Source organism: Yunchengibacter salinarum (assembly GCF_037658235.1).
Lineage (GTDB): Bacteria > Pseudomonadota > Alphaproteobacteria > Sphingomonadales > Kordiimonadaceae > Yunchengibacter > Yunchengibacter salinarum.
The window spans coordinates 33305-48912 of record NZ_JBBJLN010000001.1 but is presented as its reverse complement, the minus strand read 5'-3'; the positions used below and the strand labels follow the sequence as shown (position 1 = coordinate 48912).

Annotated in this window: 14 protein-coding genes; all 14 read left to right on the top strand. The window is 64.9% G+C overall.

Annotation, left to right across the window (positions count from 1 at the left end; genetic code table 11):
- The first annotated feature begins 137 nt into the window (after positions 1-137).
- The 14 genes from WGH93_RS00235 (at position 138) to infB (ending at position 15587) form a co-directional block, all read left to right on the top strand.
- Positions 138-566, top strand: coding sequence for a Ros/MucR family transcriptional regulator (locus tag WGH93_RS00235; protein ID WP_374762829.1), 429 nt, complete (start codon positions 138-140; stop codon positions 564-566).
- Positions 567-800: 234 nt separating this feature from the next.
- Entirely contained in the window at positions 801-1271 is a 471-nt protein-coding gene (locus WGH93_RS00230; protein WP_374762828.1) for a Fur family transcriptional regulator, read from the top strand.
- A 5-nt stretch (positions 1272-1276) separates the two neighbouring features.
- Positions 1277-2197, top strand: coding sequence for a lysophospholipid acyltransferase family protein (locus tag WGH93_RS00225; RefSeq protein WP_374762827.1), 921 nt, complete (start codon positions 1277-1279; stop codon positions 2195-2197).
- 75 nt (positions 2198-2272) lie between these two features.
- Entirely contained in the window at positions 2273-3769 is a 1497-nt protein-coding gene (miaB, locus tag WGH93_RS00220) for a tRNA (N6-isopentenyl adenosine(37)-C2)-methylthiotransferase MiaB (protein ID WP_374762826.1), read from the top strand.
- Between the two features lie 18 nt (positions 3770-3787).
- Positions 3788-4843, top strand: coding sequence for a PhoH family protein (locus WGH93_RS00215; RefSeq protein WP_374762825.1), 1056 nt, complete (start codon positions 3788-3790; stop codon positions 4841-4843).
- Between the two features lie 154 nt (positions 4844-4997).
- Positions 4998-5576: an rRNA maturation RNase YbeY gene (gene ybeY, locus WGH93_RS00210; RefSeq protein WP_374763208.1), complete on the top strand. Its 579-nt coding sequence runs from the start codon at positions 4998-5000 to the stop codon at positions 5574-5576.
- Positions 5569-6567: a hemolysin family protein gene (locus tag WGH93_RS00205; protein ID WP_374762824.1), complete on the top strand. Its 999-nt coding sequence runs from the start codon at positions 5569-5571 to the stop codon at positions 6565-6567. The genes ybeY and WGH93_RS00205 overlap by 8 nt, the downstream gene beginning before the upstream one ends.
- A complete protein-coding gene (lnt, locus tag WGH93_RS00200) occupies positions 6554-8200 on the top strand; it encodes an apolipoprotein N-acyltransferase (RefSeq protein WP_374762823.1) in 1647 nt (548 codons plus the stop codon). The genes WGH93_RS00205 and lnt overlap by 14 nt, the downstream gene beginning before the upstream one ends.
- A gap of 123 nt (positions 8201-8323) precedes the next feature.
- Positions 8324-8758 carry a helix-turn-helix domain-containing protein gene (locus WGH93_RS00195; RefSeq protein WP_374762822.1) on the top strand — a complete coding sequence of 145 codons (435 nt, stop codon included), beginning with the start codon at positions 8324-8326 and terminating at the stop codon, positions 8756-8758.
- Positions 8759-8847: 89 nt separating this feature from the next.
- A complete protein-coding gene (gene trmB / locus WGH93_RS00190) occupies positions 8848-9636 on the top strand; it encodes a tRNA (guanine(46)-N(7))-methyltransferase TrmB (RefSeq protein ID WP_374762821.1) in 789 nt (262 codons plus the stop codon).
- Between the two features lie 244 nt (positions 9637-9880).
- Positions 9881-10381 (top strand): ribosome maturation factor RimP, encoded by a 501-nt coding sequence (gene rimP / locus WGH93_RS00185; protein WP_374762820.1) that lies wholly within the window; start codon positions 9881-9883, stop codon positions 10379-10381.
- A 125-nt stretch (positions 10382-10506) separates the two neighbouring features.
- Positions 10507-12255: a transcription termination factor NusA gene (nusA, locus tag WGH93_RS00180; protein WP_374762819.1), complete on the top strand. Its 1749-nt coding sequence runs from the start codon at positions 10507-10509 to the stop codon at positions 12253-12255.
- Between the two features lie 22 nt (positions 12256-12277).
- Positions 12278-12940, top strand: a complete 663-nt coding sequence (locus WGH93_RS00175; RefSeq protein WP_374762818.1) for a DUF448 domain-containing protein — start codon at positions 12278-12280, stop codon at positions 12938-12940.
- Position 12941: 1 nt separating this feature from the next.
- Positions 12942-15587, top strand: a complete 2646-nt coding sequence (infB, locus tag WGH93_RS00170; RefSeq protein WP_374762817.1) for a translation initiation factor IF-2 — start codon at positions 12942-12944, stop codon at positions 15585-15587.
- The last annotated feature ends 21 nt before the right edge of the window (positions 15588-15608 follow it).

The following is a 15608-nucleotide window of genomic DNA, read 5'->3' as shown; positions in this document are numbered from 1 at the left end:
TGCTCATCTGATGCTTATATACGCTGCGAGTTCATTCGGGATCGTGTTTACCCGGCGTCTCGCCCTTCAGGTCGGGCGGGATTTGCGTTTCAACCGGCCCCAGGGGCCGGATCACACTGATGGAAAAGGGTTGTCTTATGGATAAAACGGCGGAAGAGCAGAGCCTTCGCAAGGACGAACTACTCTCTCTCACGGCAGATATTGTTTCCGCGCATGTGACCAACAACACGGTCACCGCAACGGAACTGCCCAAACTGATCGAAGATGTGTACAATATCCTGAACCGGGTGGACGGTGGCGAAAAGGCCGTTGAAGAAAAGCCGGAACCCGCGGTGCCGATCAAGAAGTCCATTCAGCCGGACTATATCGTCTGCCTTGAAGACGGCAAGAAGCTGAAAATGCTGAAGCGTCACATCAAGACCCGCTATGACATGTCCCCCGAAGACTATCGGGAGCGGTGGGGCCTGCCCAGTGACTATCCGATGGTGGCGCCCAATTATGCCAAGCAGCGCCGGGAACTGGCCAAGAAGATCGGCCTGGGCCGCACGCCCAAGAAAAAAGCCTGACCGGCGCACCGCATTGCGGGCCCTGTTGAAGGCGCGCTGTCAGCGAAAACCCGCCGGGGGTGTCGGTTTTGCCGACGCCCTCTTTTTTTGCCACCACCCTTGCGCTATTTTCACCGTCAGTAATCAAGTCCTGACAGGCGGATGCTTGCCGGGCGCGGGCCTGTAACCATATGACGGCCACCGCACCCATCGGCGAGCGGATCGAGAATGTCATCCAACAGAGAGGTCAGACCCATGCCGGAAACTGCTGAAAACGCTGCCCGTCGCGCCGAACAGGCCGACAGTGAACTGGAGCGGCTATGTCTGGAAAAAGGTATGCGGATGACCGATCAGCGCCGGGTCATCGCGCGCGTGCTCAGCGATGCCGAGGATCACCCGGACGTGGAGGAAGTGTATCGCCGCGCCACCGGGATCGACAGTGGCATTTCCATCGCCACCGTCTATCGCACCGTGCGCCTGTTCGAGGAGGCAGGGATACTGGAACGCCATGACTTTCGGGACGGGCGGTCCCGTTATGAACCGGTATCGGACGAGCATCACGACCATCTGATCGATCTGGAAAGCGGCAAGGTGCACGAATTTCATCATGAGGAAATCGAGCGCTTGCAGGAAGTGATTGCCCGCGAGATGGGGTTCCGCCTGGTGGATCATCGTATGGAACTGTACGGTGTGCCGCTGGCCAAATCGTCGGACGACAAGGGCTGACAGGCGTGGGCGCGCGCATGGCGGGCGGGCCGGGCCCCGCCCCCGATCCTGCCGTGGGGGCGGATGAATATGGCGGCCTGAAGGGGCTGGCCGGGGAAGGTTGGCGCCCGCTGGCGCTGCTGCGCCTTTTCGCCATTATCCTGATCACCCTGCCCACTTATGTGTTTCAAAGCCTGGTACTGCTGCTGCGCCTGCCGGGATGGTGGGTGATTCCGCTGGCCTGGCACCGGCTGGCATCCCGGATACTGGGCTTCCAGGTGGTTCGGCGCGGGTGCCGGGCGCGCGGCGGGCCGGTGCTGTATGTGGCGAATCACATCAGTTGGGCGGATATCATCGTTCTGGGCGGGCTGTTGCCGGGCGCCAGTTTCGTTGCCAAGGCGGAAGTGGCGGGCTGGGGCCTGTTCGGGCACCTGGCCGGGCTGCACCGTACCCTGTATATTCGCCGCCAGAGCCGCCATGACAGCGCCCGGCAACGGGATGCGCTGGCCGGCCGGGTGGCGGCGGGGGATAGCCTGATCCTGTTTCCCGAAGGCACATCCACGGATGGGATGCGGGTGGACCCCTTTAAATCCGCGCTCTTTTCGGTTGCGGAACGGGCTGACGAGGCCAGCCATCACCATTTGCAGATTCAGCCGGTAACCATCGCCTATACGGAAGTGAACGGCATCCCCATGGTGCGCAGCCAGAAGCCCTGGGTGGCATGGCTGGGCGATGTGGAACTGGTGCGCCATTTCAAGGACTTGCTGGGCCGCGCCCGACACGGGGTGACGGTGGAGTTTCACCCCCCCATGACGCTGGCGGAAGCGGGCGACCGCAAGCATCTGGCGCGCGCCTGCGAGGTGGCCGTGCGGGCCGGGCTGGAACGGGCGCTGCGGTCGGAACAGCGCCTTGGCCCCCAAAGCACGGCATCGGGGGAGGGGAACTGACGCGCGCTTGACTCCGGCCCCGGCGAGACCCTAGATACCGCCCCGTTTTCCCCGTGATGAGGCAAGGACGCCATCATGACCGAAACAGCCCACAGCCGACCCGGCACGGACATCCCGACGGCCCCATCCACCGATGGGGAAGCGGCGGCCCCGCGCCCGTCCCGCAAGGTCTTCATCAAGACCTATGGCTGCCAGATGAATGTGTATGATTCCCAGCGCATGGCCGATGCCTTGCGCCCGCACGGCTGGGGTGCCTCGGAAAGCCCGGACGAAGCGGACCTGGTGATCCTCAATACCTGCCATATCCGGGAAAAGGCGGCGGAAAAGGTCTATTCCGAGATTGGCCGCCTGCGCCAGGCCAAGGAATATCGCCGCAAGTCCGGCTCGGACATGGTGATCGCCGTGGCCGGGTGCGTGGGGCAGGCGGAAGGCCCGGAAATGATGCGCCGGGCGCCGGCCATTGACATGGTGCTCGGCCCGCAGACCTATCACAGGCTGCCCGCCATGCTGGAAGAGGTGGCCCGCCAGCGCACCAGGGGGCCGAACGCCCGCGTGCTGGACACCGATTTCCCCGCCGAGAGCAAGTTCGACCATCTGCCCGGCGGCTCGCCGGTGAGCAGCCCCAGCCAGTTTCTGACCATTCAGGAAGGGTGCGACAAGTTCTGCACCTTCTGCGTGGTGCCCTATACGCGCGGCGCGGAGTACAGTCGCCCGGTGGCCGATCTGGTGCGGGAGGCGCGTGATCTGGTCAGGCGCGGCGCGGTGGAAATCACGCTGCTGGGGCAGAATGTGAACGCCTATCACGGGGACGACGACGGCGGGCGCATCTGTTCGCTGGGCGGCCTGATCCGTCGCCTCGCCGATATCGAGGGGCTGGAGCGTATCCGCTATACCACCAGCCATCCGCGCGACATGGATGACGACCTGATCGCAGCCCACCGCGATGTGCCGCAATGTATGCCCTATCTGCATCTGCCGGTGCAAAGCGGGTCGGATCGGATTCTGGATGCGATGAACCGCCGCCACACGGCGGACGACTATCGCCGCATCATCGATCGCCTGCGCGTGGCGCGCCCCGATCTGGCACTGTCGGGCGATTTCATCGTTGGTTTCCCCGGCGAGACGGATGCGGACTTTGCCGATACCATGGCCCTGGTGCGGGATGTGGGCTATGCGCAGGCCTACAGCTTCAAATATTCGCCGCGCCCCGGCACCCCCGCCAGCGTCAATACCGATCAGGTGCCGGAAGCGGTGAAAAGCGCCCGGCTGGCGGAATTGCAGGCCCTGCTCAATGATCAGCAACTGGCCTTCAATCAGGCCACGGTGGGGCGGACCCTGCCGGTGCTGCTGGAACGGCCTGGCCGGGAAGCGGGGCAGTTGATCGGTCGCAGCCCCTATCTGCAATCGGTTCATGTGGCTGTCATGAACCCGGCGCAGGATGGCGCGGCGGGCGATAGCGCGCTGGACGATGCCGGGTCGAAGGCTTACAAGGAATGGATGGGTCGGATGGTGCGGGTCAGCATCGATTCCGCCGGGCCGAACAGTCTCAGGGGTGTGCCGCTGCCCGCGTGACCGGGAAGGGCGGCCCGCATGATCAAGGAAGGTGAGCTGCCGCACGTGATGGAGACCAAGGGAAAATCCGCCACCGGCACCGGGGATCATCGCCGGGTCGTGGAATTCGCCGATAACGGGCTCGCCGCCCAGGTATTCGGGGAGCATGACCGCCACCTGGCCCGGATCGAAGACAGACTGGGCATCGTTCTCATCAATCGCGGCAATCGCATCGCCATAGAAGGCACGCCGGAACGCGCCGATCAGGCGGAACGTGTGCTGACCGACCTTTACGACATGGTCAAGACCGGTCTGCCGCTGGAACCGGCGGATGTGGACGGCGTGATCCGCATGGTGGATGACGGCCTGGTGGCCGAGCCCGCCACGGCCACGGGCAGCCGCCCGGTGGTGGAAACCCCGGATGCGGACGGCTCCGCCCTGAAGATTGCCACCCGCAACAAGGTGATCCTGCCGCGCTCCAAGGGGCAGGCCAGCTATATGCAGAAGCTGGCCGCCTGTGAAATGGTGTTCGGCGTGGGGCCGGCGGGTACCGGCAAGACCTATCTGGCGGTGGCCATGGCGGTGGCCCGCCTGCTGAAGGGGGAGGTGGACCGGGTGATCCTGTCCCGCCCCGCCGTGGAAGCGGGCGAAAATCTGGGTTTTCTGCCCGGCGATCTCAAGGAAAAGGTGGACCCCTATCTGCGCCCGCTATACGACGCACTCTATGACATGGTGCCGCCGGATCAGGTGGAAAAGCGCATGAACAGCGGCCAGATCGAAATAGCGCCGCTGGCCTATATGCGGGGCCGCACCCTGTCCAATGCCGCGGTCATTCTGGACGAGGCGCAGAACACCACCGTCATGCAGATGAAGATGTTCCTGACCCGCTTCGGCGAGAACAGTTCCATGACCATCTGCGGCGACCCCAGCCAGGTGGACCTGCCCGGCGGCGCGCCTTCCGGCCTGCGCCATGCCCTTGACATCCTGCGGGATGTGGACGAGATCGGCGTGGTGCGCTTCACCAGCGCGGATGTGGTGCGCCACCCTCTGGTCAGCCGGATTATTGATGCCTATGATGGCGAGGGCAATGCGTGACACCGCACCTCTTTTTTCCCATCAACCGGATGACCAGATGACCTGCCCCCCGCCGGAACCCGGACCAGATACAGGCACGAAGTCGCCCCCGGAATCGGGGGGCTCGCCCCGGCTGCTGGATGCGCCACCGCTGTCGGCGGGCGACGGCCCGGCCCTGTCGCTGGATATCAGCGCCGTGGACGGGTGGCGCCAGGTGCTGCCCGATGCCGCCGCGCTGGCGCATCTGGCGGCGGGGCGCGCCCTGTATGCGGGGCTCGGTCAGGCGGGCGTTCTGGCCGCGGTGGCGGCCACCGGGGCGCGGCCCGCGGACAGCGTGCTTGAACTGGGCGTGCGCTTTGACGACGATGATGCGGTGCGGGGCCTGAACGCCACCTATCGCGGCAAGGATCGGCCCACCAATGTGCTGTCCTTTCCGGGGCTGGCGCCCGATGCGTTGGCGGAGGCGATCGCCTGGTCGGCGACGGGCGGGCCGCCCGTGTTGCTGGGCGATCTGGTGCTAGCGCGCGGCGTGGTGCAGGCGGAGGCGGCGTCACAGGCCAAGACGGTGAGTGATCACGCCCTGCATCTGCTGGTGCATGGCTGTCTGCATCTGGTGGGGTTTGACCATATGGCGGACGCGGAGGCGGAACGCATGGAAACGCTGGAACGGGATATCATGGCCGCTTTGGGGCGGGGTGATCCCTATGGCCCGGCCCGGCTCGCCGTGCAGGCGGAGGAGACCGCTCATGGCTGAGCAGAACGAGCGCGATCAGGGCGCAGGCGGATCGGGCATTGTGGGGCTGGTGCGAACGCTGTTCGGCGGTGGCCGGACCAGCAGCCTGCGGGAGAGCCTGGAAGAAACCATCGAGGAACACCATGCCGAAGACGGCGTGGGCCGCCGCCTGTCCGACGACGAGCGGGCCATGCTGCTGAATATTCTGGCCTATGGGGAAATCCGGGTGGGCGATGTGATGGTGCCCAGGGCGGATATCGTGGCCGCCGATGTGGCGCTGCCGCTGAAGGATTTCATCCCCCTTGTGGCGGATGCCGCCCACAGCCGCATACCGGTGTACCGGGAAACGCTGGATGACGTGCGCGGCATGGTGCATGTGAAGGACGTGCTCAAGGCGGTGGCGGAAGAGCGCCTGGTCAGTGATCGCCTTGGGGATCTGCAACGGCCCGTGCTGTTCGTGCCCCATTCCATGCGGGTGATGGACCTGCTCGCCCGGATGCGGGCCAACCGCACGCATATGGCCATTGTGGTGGATGAATATGGCGGCACGGATGGTCTGGTCACCATTGAGGATCTGGTGGAGCAGATTGTCGGCGAGATCGAGGACGAACACGACGAGGCGGAGGAGCCTCAGTTGGTCGCCGTGGGCGACGGCAGCTATGACGCCGATGCCCGGATCGAGGTGGAGGCGCTGGAAGCCACGCTGGGCATGTCGCTTCTGCCCGCCGACCGGGACGAGGATGTGGACACGCTGGGCGGGCTGGTGTTCGCGCTGGCCGGGCGCGTGCCCGAAATCGGGGAGACCATCGGCCATGAGGCGGGCATCGCCTTCGAGGTGGTGGACGCGGACCCGCGCCGGATTCGCCGACTGCGTATTCATACCGACCTGACCACCGTTGGACAGGGGGAGTCCGGGGGTAGGAATAAGGCCAAAGGCGCGGATAAAGGCGCGGACCAGGGCCAGGACGGATCGAGCGGCGATTCCGGGCCGGTGCGGAATGACGATGACTGATCCGGCGGGGGTCGAGGCGCCGCCTTTCGGGCCGCTGGACCGGGCGCTGGCCTGGCTGGATGAGCACAGCCGCTTCGGCCTTCCCGCGGTGGCGCTGCTGCTGGGCATGGCGCTGTCGCTGGTGTTTGCCCCCACCAATGCCTTTCCCGTGCTGTTTCTGGTGGCGCCGGTTCTGGTGCGGCTGATTGATCGCGCGCCCCGGCCCCGGCGGGCTTTTCATCTGGGCTGGTGGGTCGGATTCGGGCAGTTTTCCATTGGCCTGAACTGGATTGGCCAGAGCTTCTCCCGGCAGGATGTGGTGCCCCCGGCCCTGGCGCCGGTGGCGGTGCTGGCCCTGGCCGCGCTGCTGGCGCTGTATGTGGCGGGTGCCTTTGGTCTGGCGCGGCTGTTGTGGCCGGGCCGCCGCACCCTGATGGCGGCCACCGGGCGGCTGTTCGTGCTGGCGGCGGCCTGGACCGTGATGGAACTGGCGCGCGGCACCTGGTTCACCGGTTTTCCCTGGCATCTTCTGGGGTCGCTCTGGGCGGACTGGGCCTGGCCGGTGCAGGGGGTTTACTGGCTCAGTGTCTATGGGCTGAGCCTGGTCACCCTGCTGGCGGCCAGCGCCCCCGTGCTGGTGCTGGATGGCCATTTGGGGCCGCGCCGCCTGATTCCTTCGGCCATGCTGCTGGCGCTGATGGTGGCAGTCACGCTGGCCGGGGCGCTTAGAATGGCGCCGACCCGTGTGCATACGGATATCACGCTCAGGGTGGTGCAGGCCAATATCGATCAGAAGGAAAAATGGGTCCGCCACCTGATACCCGAACATTTCGCCGAACATGTGCGCCGGTCCCGTACCGGCGGGGAAGACGGCAAGATTCCACCGGTGGACCTGCTGATCTGGCCGGAAGCCTCGATCCAGACGGACAGCTTCGACCGGCAGGGCTCGCTGGAACGCTGGCGGCTGTCCCGCCTGCTGCCTTTTGGCAGTTTCGCCATTGTGGGCGGGCCGCGTTTCGACAGCGGACCCAATGGGGTGGACTATTACAACAGCCTGTTCGCGGTTAATTCCCGCGCCGACCTGTTCGCCCGCTATGACAAGGCGCATCTGGTGCCGTTCGGTGAATACATGCCTTTTGCCGATTTTTTCCGGGCCATCGGGCTTCGTCAATTGGCGCGCGGCGCTGCCGGGGGCGGATTTTCCAGCGGGCCGGGGCCGGAAAGCATCAACCTGCCGGGCATTCCCGCCTTTTCCCCCCTGATCTGCTATGAAGTAATCTTCCCCGGCGCCGTCATCCCCGCCGGGGAGCGCCCCCATTGGTTGCTGAATGTAACGAATGATGGCTGGTTCGGCCTGTCTGACGGCCCGCGCCAGCATCTGGCACAGGCCCGACTGCGCAGTGTGGAGGAAGGCTTGCCCATGGTCCGCGCGGCGGGAACCGGAATCAGTGCGGTTATCGATGCTTATGGCCGGGTGGTGAGCCATCTGGCGCTGGACCGGGCAGGTGTCATGGACAGTCCGCTACCGCGCGCGCTCGCCGCACCCTGGCTGCCCACACGGGTCAGAATCCTGCTGGTTCTGGGGCTTGCCGCGCTGATTCTGATCTATGCAACTTATAATATTATTACTTATAATAAAAGCACTTTAAAGTAATAATATGCATCTTCAAGGGTTCTTTACTTGCTCTTTTGACAAGGGCTGGTTCATAAAAAAGCCCGGCTTTCAGGGCGATTTTGCGCTCTATTTGTTATGCGGTCAGTTTTCAGGGGCTTTTTTATGCCGGATCCTATTGATGTTCATGTGGGCTCCCGCGTGCGTTTGCGCCGCACGCTTCTTGGTCTCAGTCAGGAAAAGCTGGGCACGGCACTTGGTCTTACCTTTCAGCAGGTTCAGAAATACGAGCGGGGCACCAACCGGATCGGCGCGGGCCGCCTGTTCCGCATTTCCCGTATTCTTGATGTGGCCCCCACCTATTTTTTCGAGGACATGCCCGGCGACATGACGGGCTATGGCCGCAAGGGCATGGCCGAGGATGGCGAGCCGTTCGAGGTGGACCGCAGCTATACCCGCCGCGAGACGCTGGAACTGGTGCGGGCCTATGAGCGCATCGGCGACGAGGCGGTGCGTCAGCGTTTGCGGGATCTGCTGCGCGCCGTGGGCGATACCTTTGAAGGCACCCCAACGGACACCGAAGCCCCTGAAAAGTTCTGAACCAGAAGGCGAGCCGGCTTGCAGCATGGGGGCGGGCCGTGTATCCCACGGGCATCATTGTCCCCGACCCGCCGCGAACGGACCCGTGCATGGCTTCCACTTCAGAACACGCCAATACCGACAGCGCCTATGCCGACAGCGCCCCTGACACGCCCGTCGCGCCTGACACGCCCGTCGCGCCGCCCCCCGAACATCGCTTTTTCGGGCGCCGCAAGGGGCCGCGCCTGTCGGATCGCAAGCAGGCCCTGATTGATGATGTGCTGCCTGCGCTCCGGGTGCCGGTGGGGCCGGATACCCCGCCCGCAAGCCTGGACCCGGCCACGCTGTTCCCGGCCCGGCCAGAGGGGGTGTGGCTGGAAATCGGTTTCGGCAAGGGGGAGCACCTGGCCTGGCAGGCGAGCCATGGCCCGAATGTGGGGCTGATCGGGTGCGAACCTTATCTGAACGGCGTTGCCGCGGCGGTGGACCGGGTGGTCGAGGCGGGCGTGCAGGACCGGGTGCGCCTGTATGACGATGATGCCCGCCATGTGCTTCATGCGCTTGAAGATGCCAGCCTGGATCGGGTCTTTCTGATCCACCCGGACCCCTGGCCCAAAACCCGTCACGCCCGCCGGCGCTTCGTCAACCCGCCCATGCTGGATCTGCTGGCCCGTGTCATGGCCGATGGCGGCGAATTGCGCATCGGCACCGACCATCCCGTCTACAAGCGCTGGACCGCCATTCAGATGGCCCACCGCGATGATTTTCACTGGACGGCGGAAAGCGTCTCTCACTGGCAGACCCGACCCCATGACTGGCCCCGCACCCGTTATGAAACCAAGGCGATCGAGGGGCGCGCCAGCCATTTGATCTATCGTCGCCGCCCCCGCACGGGGTGAGGCCGATTTGTCCTTGCCCCGCGCCCGCACAGGCGCTATAGAAAGGGCACTTCTCCTGAAAGCACTGGATGGTGAAAGGGGTGGGCTTTCAGCCCGCTTTTTTTTATGGCCGTGACTGCCTGTCGGGCTTTCGGGACCGGGCGGCGGACACTGTTTCGCGTATGCTTTGGTGAAAACCGGGCCGCCGCCAGAATGCATTGACTTCCGGGCCATCGGCCCGGCGCGACAGGAAGGAGCCAATCAGGTGAAAGGGCTGGACCCCTTGTCAGAACGGATCGCCACCCTGATCGGCCCCGTGGTCGAGGACCTGGGCTATGAACTGGTGCGTGTCACCTATGGCGGCGGGCGCAAGCCCACCCTTCAGGTGATGGCGGAGCGGCCCGATGGTACAATGAATGTGGACGACTGCGCGACGGTAAGCCGCGAAGTGTCCGCCTTGCTGGATGTGGAGGACCCGATCGGCGGCGAATATCTGCTGGAAGTCAGCTCCCCCGGTATTGATCGGCCTCTGACCCGGATGAAGGATTTTGCCCGCTGGCAGGGCTTTGATGTGAAGGTCGAAATGACCGAAAAAGTGGGGGAACGGCGCCGTTTTCGCGGTCGGCTGACCCATGTGGGCGATGGAACGGTGACTGTGGAGACCGAGGATCTCGGCCCCGTCACCCTGAATTACGAGGACATGGCCAAGGCCAAGCTGGTACTGACCGACGCCCTGATCGAGGCGGCCGGAAAGGCTGGCGGCTGAGGCCGCGGGCGGGCGCCCGGTCGCGGGTGCCCTTGAACAGAAACGCAGCGGACGGATCGTCCGGCAGGACAGACCGGTGGCCACCCCGCAAGGGCGCGGCCCCGAACGCCAAGGAGTGAGGCAAAATGGCATCGGCAGTCAGTGCGAATCGGCTGGAATTGCTCTCCATCGCGGATGCGGTGGCGCGGGAAAAGTCGATCGACAAGGAAATCGTGCTGGAATCGATGGAAGAGGCGATCCAGAAAGCGGCGCGTTCGCGCTATGGCGCGGAAAACGAGATTCGCGCCCAGATCGACCGCAATAATGGCGAAATCCGGCTCTTCCGTGTGCTTGAAGTGGTGGACACGGTGGAAAACCCCGCCACGGAGATCGGCCTGGCGGATGCGCGCCACGACAAGCCGGATGCGGAAGTGGGCGACTATCTGGCCTCCAGCCTGCCGCCGATGGATTTCGGGCGCATCGCCGCGCAGACGGCCAAGCAGGTGATTGTTCAGAAGGTGCGCGACGCCGAGCGCGAGCGCCAGTATGAAGAATACAAGGACCGTGTGGGCGAGGTGGTCACCGGCCTGGTGAAGCGGGTGGAATATGGCAATGTGATCGTGGACCTTGGCCGTGCCGAGGCGATCATGCGCCGCGATCAGGTGATCCCGCGCGAACATATCCGCCAGAACGAGCGTATCCGCGGCTATATCTATGATGTGCGCCGGGAAACGCGCGGCCCGCAGATTTTCATGTCCCGCACGCGGCCTGAATTCATGGCCGCCCTGTTCGCGCAGGAAGTGCCGGAAATCTATGACGGCATCATCGAACTGCGCTCGGTGGCGCGTGATCCGGGCAGCCGGGCCAAGATCGCCGTTCTGTCCTCTGACGGGTCCATCGATCCGGTGGGCGCCTGTGTGGGGATGCGCGGCAGCCGGGTTCAGGCGGTGGTGAACGAGCTTCAGGGCGAGAAGATCGACATCATTCCCTTTTCCGAGGATGTGGCGAGCTTCATCGTCAATGCCCTTCAGCCCGCCGAGGTGACCAAGGTGGTGCTGGATGAGGACAGTGGCCGCGTGGAAGTGGTGGTGCCGGACGATCAGCTTTCGCTGGCCATCGGGCGGCGCGGGCAGAATGTGCGGCTGGCATCCCAGCTTACCGGCTGGACCATCGACATAATGACCGAGGCGGAGGAGAGCGAGCGCCGTCAGGAAGAGTTCATGGCGCAAAGCAAGCGCTTCATGGAGGCCCTGGACGTGGACGACACGCTGGCGCACCTGCTGGTGGCCGAAGGTTTCACCGAGGTGGAGGAAGTGGCCTATGTGGAGCCGGAAGAGCTGCTGTCCGTGGAAGGGCTGGATGAGGATCTGGTGGCGGAGCTTCAGCGCCGTGCCGCCGATTTCCTGCAAGCGGAAGAGGACGCCGCCCATGAGCGCCGCCGCGAACTGGGTGTCAGCGATGATCTGGCCGACCTTGAAGGCTTGACCGCGCCCATGCTGGTGAAGCTGGGCGAGGAAGAGGTCAAGACGCTGGAAGACTTCGCCGGTTGCGCCGCCGATGAACTGACCAGCAGCCAGGACGGCATTCTTCGGGATTTCCCGTTGAGTGAGGCGGATGCCAGCACCATGATCATGGTGGCGCGGGTGCAGCTTGGCTGGATTTCCGAGGAGGACGCGTTCGGCACCGCCGAGGATGAGGCGGGCGGCAATGATGATGCCGTGGACGGTGAAGCCGTGGATGCGGAAGATGGCGCAGACGCCGAAGCCGGTGCCGACGCCGAGGCGGACGCCCCGGTGGCCGCGGATGCTGCCGAGGCAGAGGCCCCGGCGGCAGACACCGCGGACGCGGCGCCCGACGCTGAAACCGACGAGAGCGCGCCGAAGGGCAGCGCCTGAGGCCGCGCCGGTGGCCGGGCCGATGCAGGCGTGCAGCCGTCGCTGTGTGCTGACCGGTGAGACCCTGCCGCCGGAGCGCCTGATCCGGCTGGTGCCGGGGCCGGACGGCGTGCTGGCGCCGGACCTGAAAGGCAAATTGCCGGGGCGCGGGCTGTATGTTCAGTGCCATGGCCCGAACCTTCAGGCCGGGCTGGACAGTGGCGCCTTTTACAAGGGCGCCAGCCGCGCTTTGAAGCAGGCGGTCAGGCCCGCCATGGTGCCGGATGATCTGGTGGCCCGGATTGACCGTCTGCTTGCCCGCCAGGTGATGGATCGCCTGGGGTTGGAGCGGCGGGCGGGCCATGTGCTGGCCGGGTTCGATACGGTGCGCGCCGCCCTCAAGGGGGCCGAGCGACGCCGGGCGCGCCTGTTGATTGCCGCCAGCGACGCGGCGCCGGACGGGCGCCGGAAGCTGGCGAAGCTGGCGCTGGCCGGGGATTGGCCGGTGCCGCTGCGTGCGCCGCTGGACCGGGACGGTCTGTCGGCGGCGCTGGGCCGGGACAATACGGCCCATATACTGGTTCTGGGCCCCGAAAAAGCTGCCAGCGCGGCAACCGGGGCGGAAAAATTGCTGGTCGAATGCGACCGACTTATGGCATACCGCGACCAACCGCGGCCAAGCCAAGCGGAAGGGATTGAAGGATAGTATGAGCGACGACAAGAAACTGACGCTGTCTGGGCGGAGCAAGCTGGGTGTGAATGCGGGCAAGGAGTCCGGCTCGGCTGGCGCGTCGTCGGGTGGCGCCCGTCGCGGCAAGACGGTGGTTGTCGAGCGCAAGAAGAAGCGACTCGTCAAGAAGGGGGGCAGCGCGGCTGCGCCGCAGCAGGCCGCACCGCGCCCGCAGGCCCCCGCTTTCAAGCCGAAAAAGCCCGCCCCGCCCCGGCGCTCCAGCGAGGACAGGGGCCCGCGGGACACCAGCGCCGATGGCCTGACCAGCGCGGAGCTGGCCAACCGGTCCCGCGTGCTGGAAGAGGCCCGCAAGCGCCAGGCCGAGGAGGCCGTGCGCCGCGCGGCGGAAGAGGAAGAGCGCAAGAAACGCGAAGCGGCGGAAAATGCCGCGCGCGAACAGGCTGAGGCCGTCGCCGAGACGGAGGCCCGCAGCCGCGCCGAAGAGCAGGCCAAGAAGGCGGCGGAAGAAAAAGCGCGCAAGAAGACCGAGGACGAGACCGTCAAAAAGATCGAGGCGGAACGCGCCGCCAAGGAACAGGCCGAGGAAGAGGCCCGTCGAAAGGCGGACCTGGAGGCCCAGACCGAGCGGATGCGCAAGGCGAGCGAGGCACGCCGCCGCTCCGCCGAGGGTGAGACCCCGGTGGACGATACGGCTCGTCGCAAGAAAAAGGAAAAGAAGTCCGGTGCCGTGGCCACGCCGCGCGCCAAGGGCAAGACCGATCGCAATGGCCGCTCGCGCCTGACCGTATCCAAGGCCCTGGAAGGGGCCGATGGCGGGCGTCAGCGTTCCGTCGCGGCCTATCGCCGGGCACAGGCCAAGAAGCAGGGCCGCACCGGTGGCGGCGGCGAACAGCAGCGCCAGAGCCGTGAAGTCACGATCCCGGAAGGCATTACCGTTCAGGAACTGGCCAACCGGATGGCGGAAAAATCCACCGCGGTGATCAAGGCGCTGATGAATATGGGCGTGATCGCCACCATCAATCAGACACTGGATCAGGAGACCTGCCAATTGGTGGTGGAAGAATTCGGCCATAAGCCCAAGCTGGTCAGCGACGCGGACGTGGAAATCGGTCTGTTCGGTGCGGAAGATGCCGAAGAGGCCAAGCAGCCCCGCGCGCCCGTGGTGACGGTCATGGGCCATGTGGACCACGGCAAGACATCCCTGCTGGATGCGATTCGCACCACCAATGTGGTCGGCGGTGAAGCCGGGGGCATTACCCAGCATATCGGCGCCTATCAGGTGGCCGACAAGGATGGCGACCTGATCACCTTCCTGGACACGCCGGGCCATGCCGCCTTTACCGAAATGCGCGCGCGCGGCGCCCGTGTGACCGATATCGTGATCCTGGTGGTGGCGGCGGACGATGGCGTCATGCCCCAGACCATCGAGGCGATCAACCATGCCAAGGCCGCCGGTGTGCCGATCATCGTGGCGATCAACAAGATCGACCGTGAAGGCGCCGACCCGGATCGGGTGCGCAGCGAACTGTTGCAGCATGAAGTGGTGACCGAAACCTTCTCCGGCGATGTGCAGGAGGTGGAGGTGTCCGCCATCAATGGTACGGGGATCGAGGCCCTGAAAGAGGCGATCACCCTGCAATCGGAAATTCTTGAGCTGAAGGCCAACCCGGATCGCCCCGCCGAGGGCGTGGTGGTGGAAGCCAAGCTGGAAAAGGGCCGTGGGCCGGTGGCTACCGTCATGGTTCAGCGCGGCACGCTCAATCTGGGCGACATCTTCGTGGCCGGGCCGGAATGGGGCCGGGTGCGGGCGTTGCTGAACGATCGCGGCGAGAATGTGGAAACCGCCGGGCCGAGCCAGCCGGTTGAGGTTCTTGGCCTGAACGGGGCGCCGGGCGCCGGTGATGATTTCGCTGTCGTAACGGATGAAGCCCGTGCCCGTGAAATCACCGATTACCGGCAGGAACAAATACGCCGCAAGCGCCAGGCCGCTGCCGCCGCGCCCAAGACGCTGGAATCGCTCTTCACCCAAATGAAAGAGAGCGAGGACAAGGTTAACTTCGACGTGGTGATCAAGGGCGATGTGCAGGGCTCGGTGGAAGCCTTGAAGACCGCGCTGGAAAAGGCCGGTAATGATGACATCGAATGCCGCGTGATCCATGGCGGCGTGGGCGGCATCACCGAAAGCGATATCGCGCTGGCCCAGGCATCCGATGCGCTGGTGATCGGCTTCAATGTGCGGCCCAACAAGCAGGCCCGCGAAGCAGCCGAGCAGCAGGGCGTCGCCATCAAATATTATTCGGTGATCTATGAGGCCATCGACGAGGTGAAAGCCGCCATGGCTGGCGAGCTTGGCCCCGAATACAAGGAAGAGATCATCGGCCAGGCCGAAATCCGCGATGTGTTCAGCGCGGGCAAAACCGGCATGGCCGCCGGCTGTTATGTGCTGGAAGGCAATATCCGGCGTGACCACAAGGCCCGTATTCTGCGTGATGACGTGATCATCTATGAAGGCCAGATCGGCAATCTGCGCCGCTTCAAGGATGATGTGACCACCGTTAATCCCGGTCAGGAATGCGGCATGACCTTTGAGAACTTCCACGATTTCAAGAAGGGTGATGTGGTCGAGATCTATACCCTGCACGAGGTGGAGCGGAAGCTTTAGGGTGCGCGGGTCGTTTCCGCC

Coding starts and splice junctions, on each gene's coding strand:
- WGH93_RS00175 (WP_374762818.1), top strand. CDS start 12,278: ATGCAGGCGTGCAGCCGTCGCTGTGTGCTGACCGGTGAGACCCTGCCG.
- lnt (WP_374762823.1), top strand. CDS start 6,554: ATGACGATGACTGATCCGGCGGGGGTCGAGGCGCCGCCTTTCGGGCCG.
- nusA (WP_374762819.1), top strand. CDS start 10,507: ATGGCATCGGCAGTCAGTGCGAATCGGCTGGAATTGCTCTCCATCGCG.
- infB (WP_374762817.1), top strand. CDS start 12,942: ATGAGCGACGACAAGAAACTGACGCTGTCTGGGCGGAGCAAGCTGGGT.
- WGH93_RS00230 (WP_374762828.1), top strand. CDS start 801: ATGCCGGAAACTGCTGAAAACGCTGCCCGTCGCGCCGAACAGGCCGAC.
- WGH93_RS00205 (WP_374762824.1), top strand. CDS start 5,569: ATGGCTGAGCAGAACGAGCGCGATCAGGGCGCAGGCGGATCGGGCATT.
- WGH93_RS00195 (WP_374762822.1), top strand. CDS start 8,324: ATGCCGGATCCTATTGATGTTCATGTGGGCTCCCGCGTGCGTTTGCGC.
- WGH93_RS00215 (WP_374762825.1), top strand. CDS start 3,788: ATGATCAAGGAAGGTGAGCTGCCGCACGTGATGGAGACCAAGGGAAAA.
- trmB (WP_374762821.1), top strand. CDS start 8,848: ATGGCTTCCACTTCAGAACACGCCAATACCGACAGCGCCTATGCCGAC.
- miaB (WP_374762826.1), top strand. CDS start 2,273: ATGACCGAAACAGCCCACAGCCGACCCGGCACGGACATCCCGACGGCC.
- WGH93_RS00235 (WP_374762829.1), top strand. CDS start 138: ATGGATAAAACGGCGGAAGAGCAGAGCCTTCGCAAGGACGAACTACTC.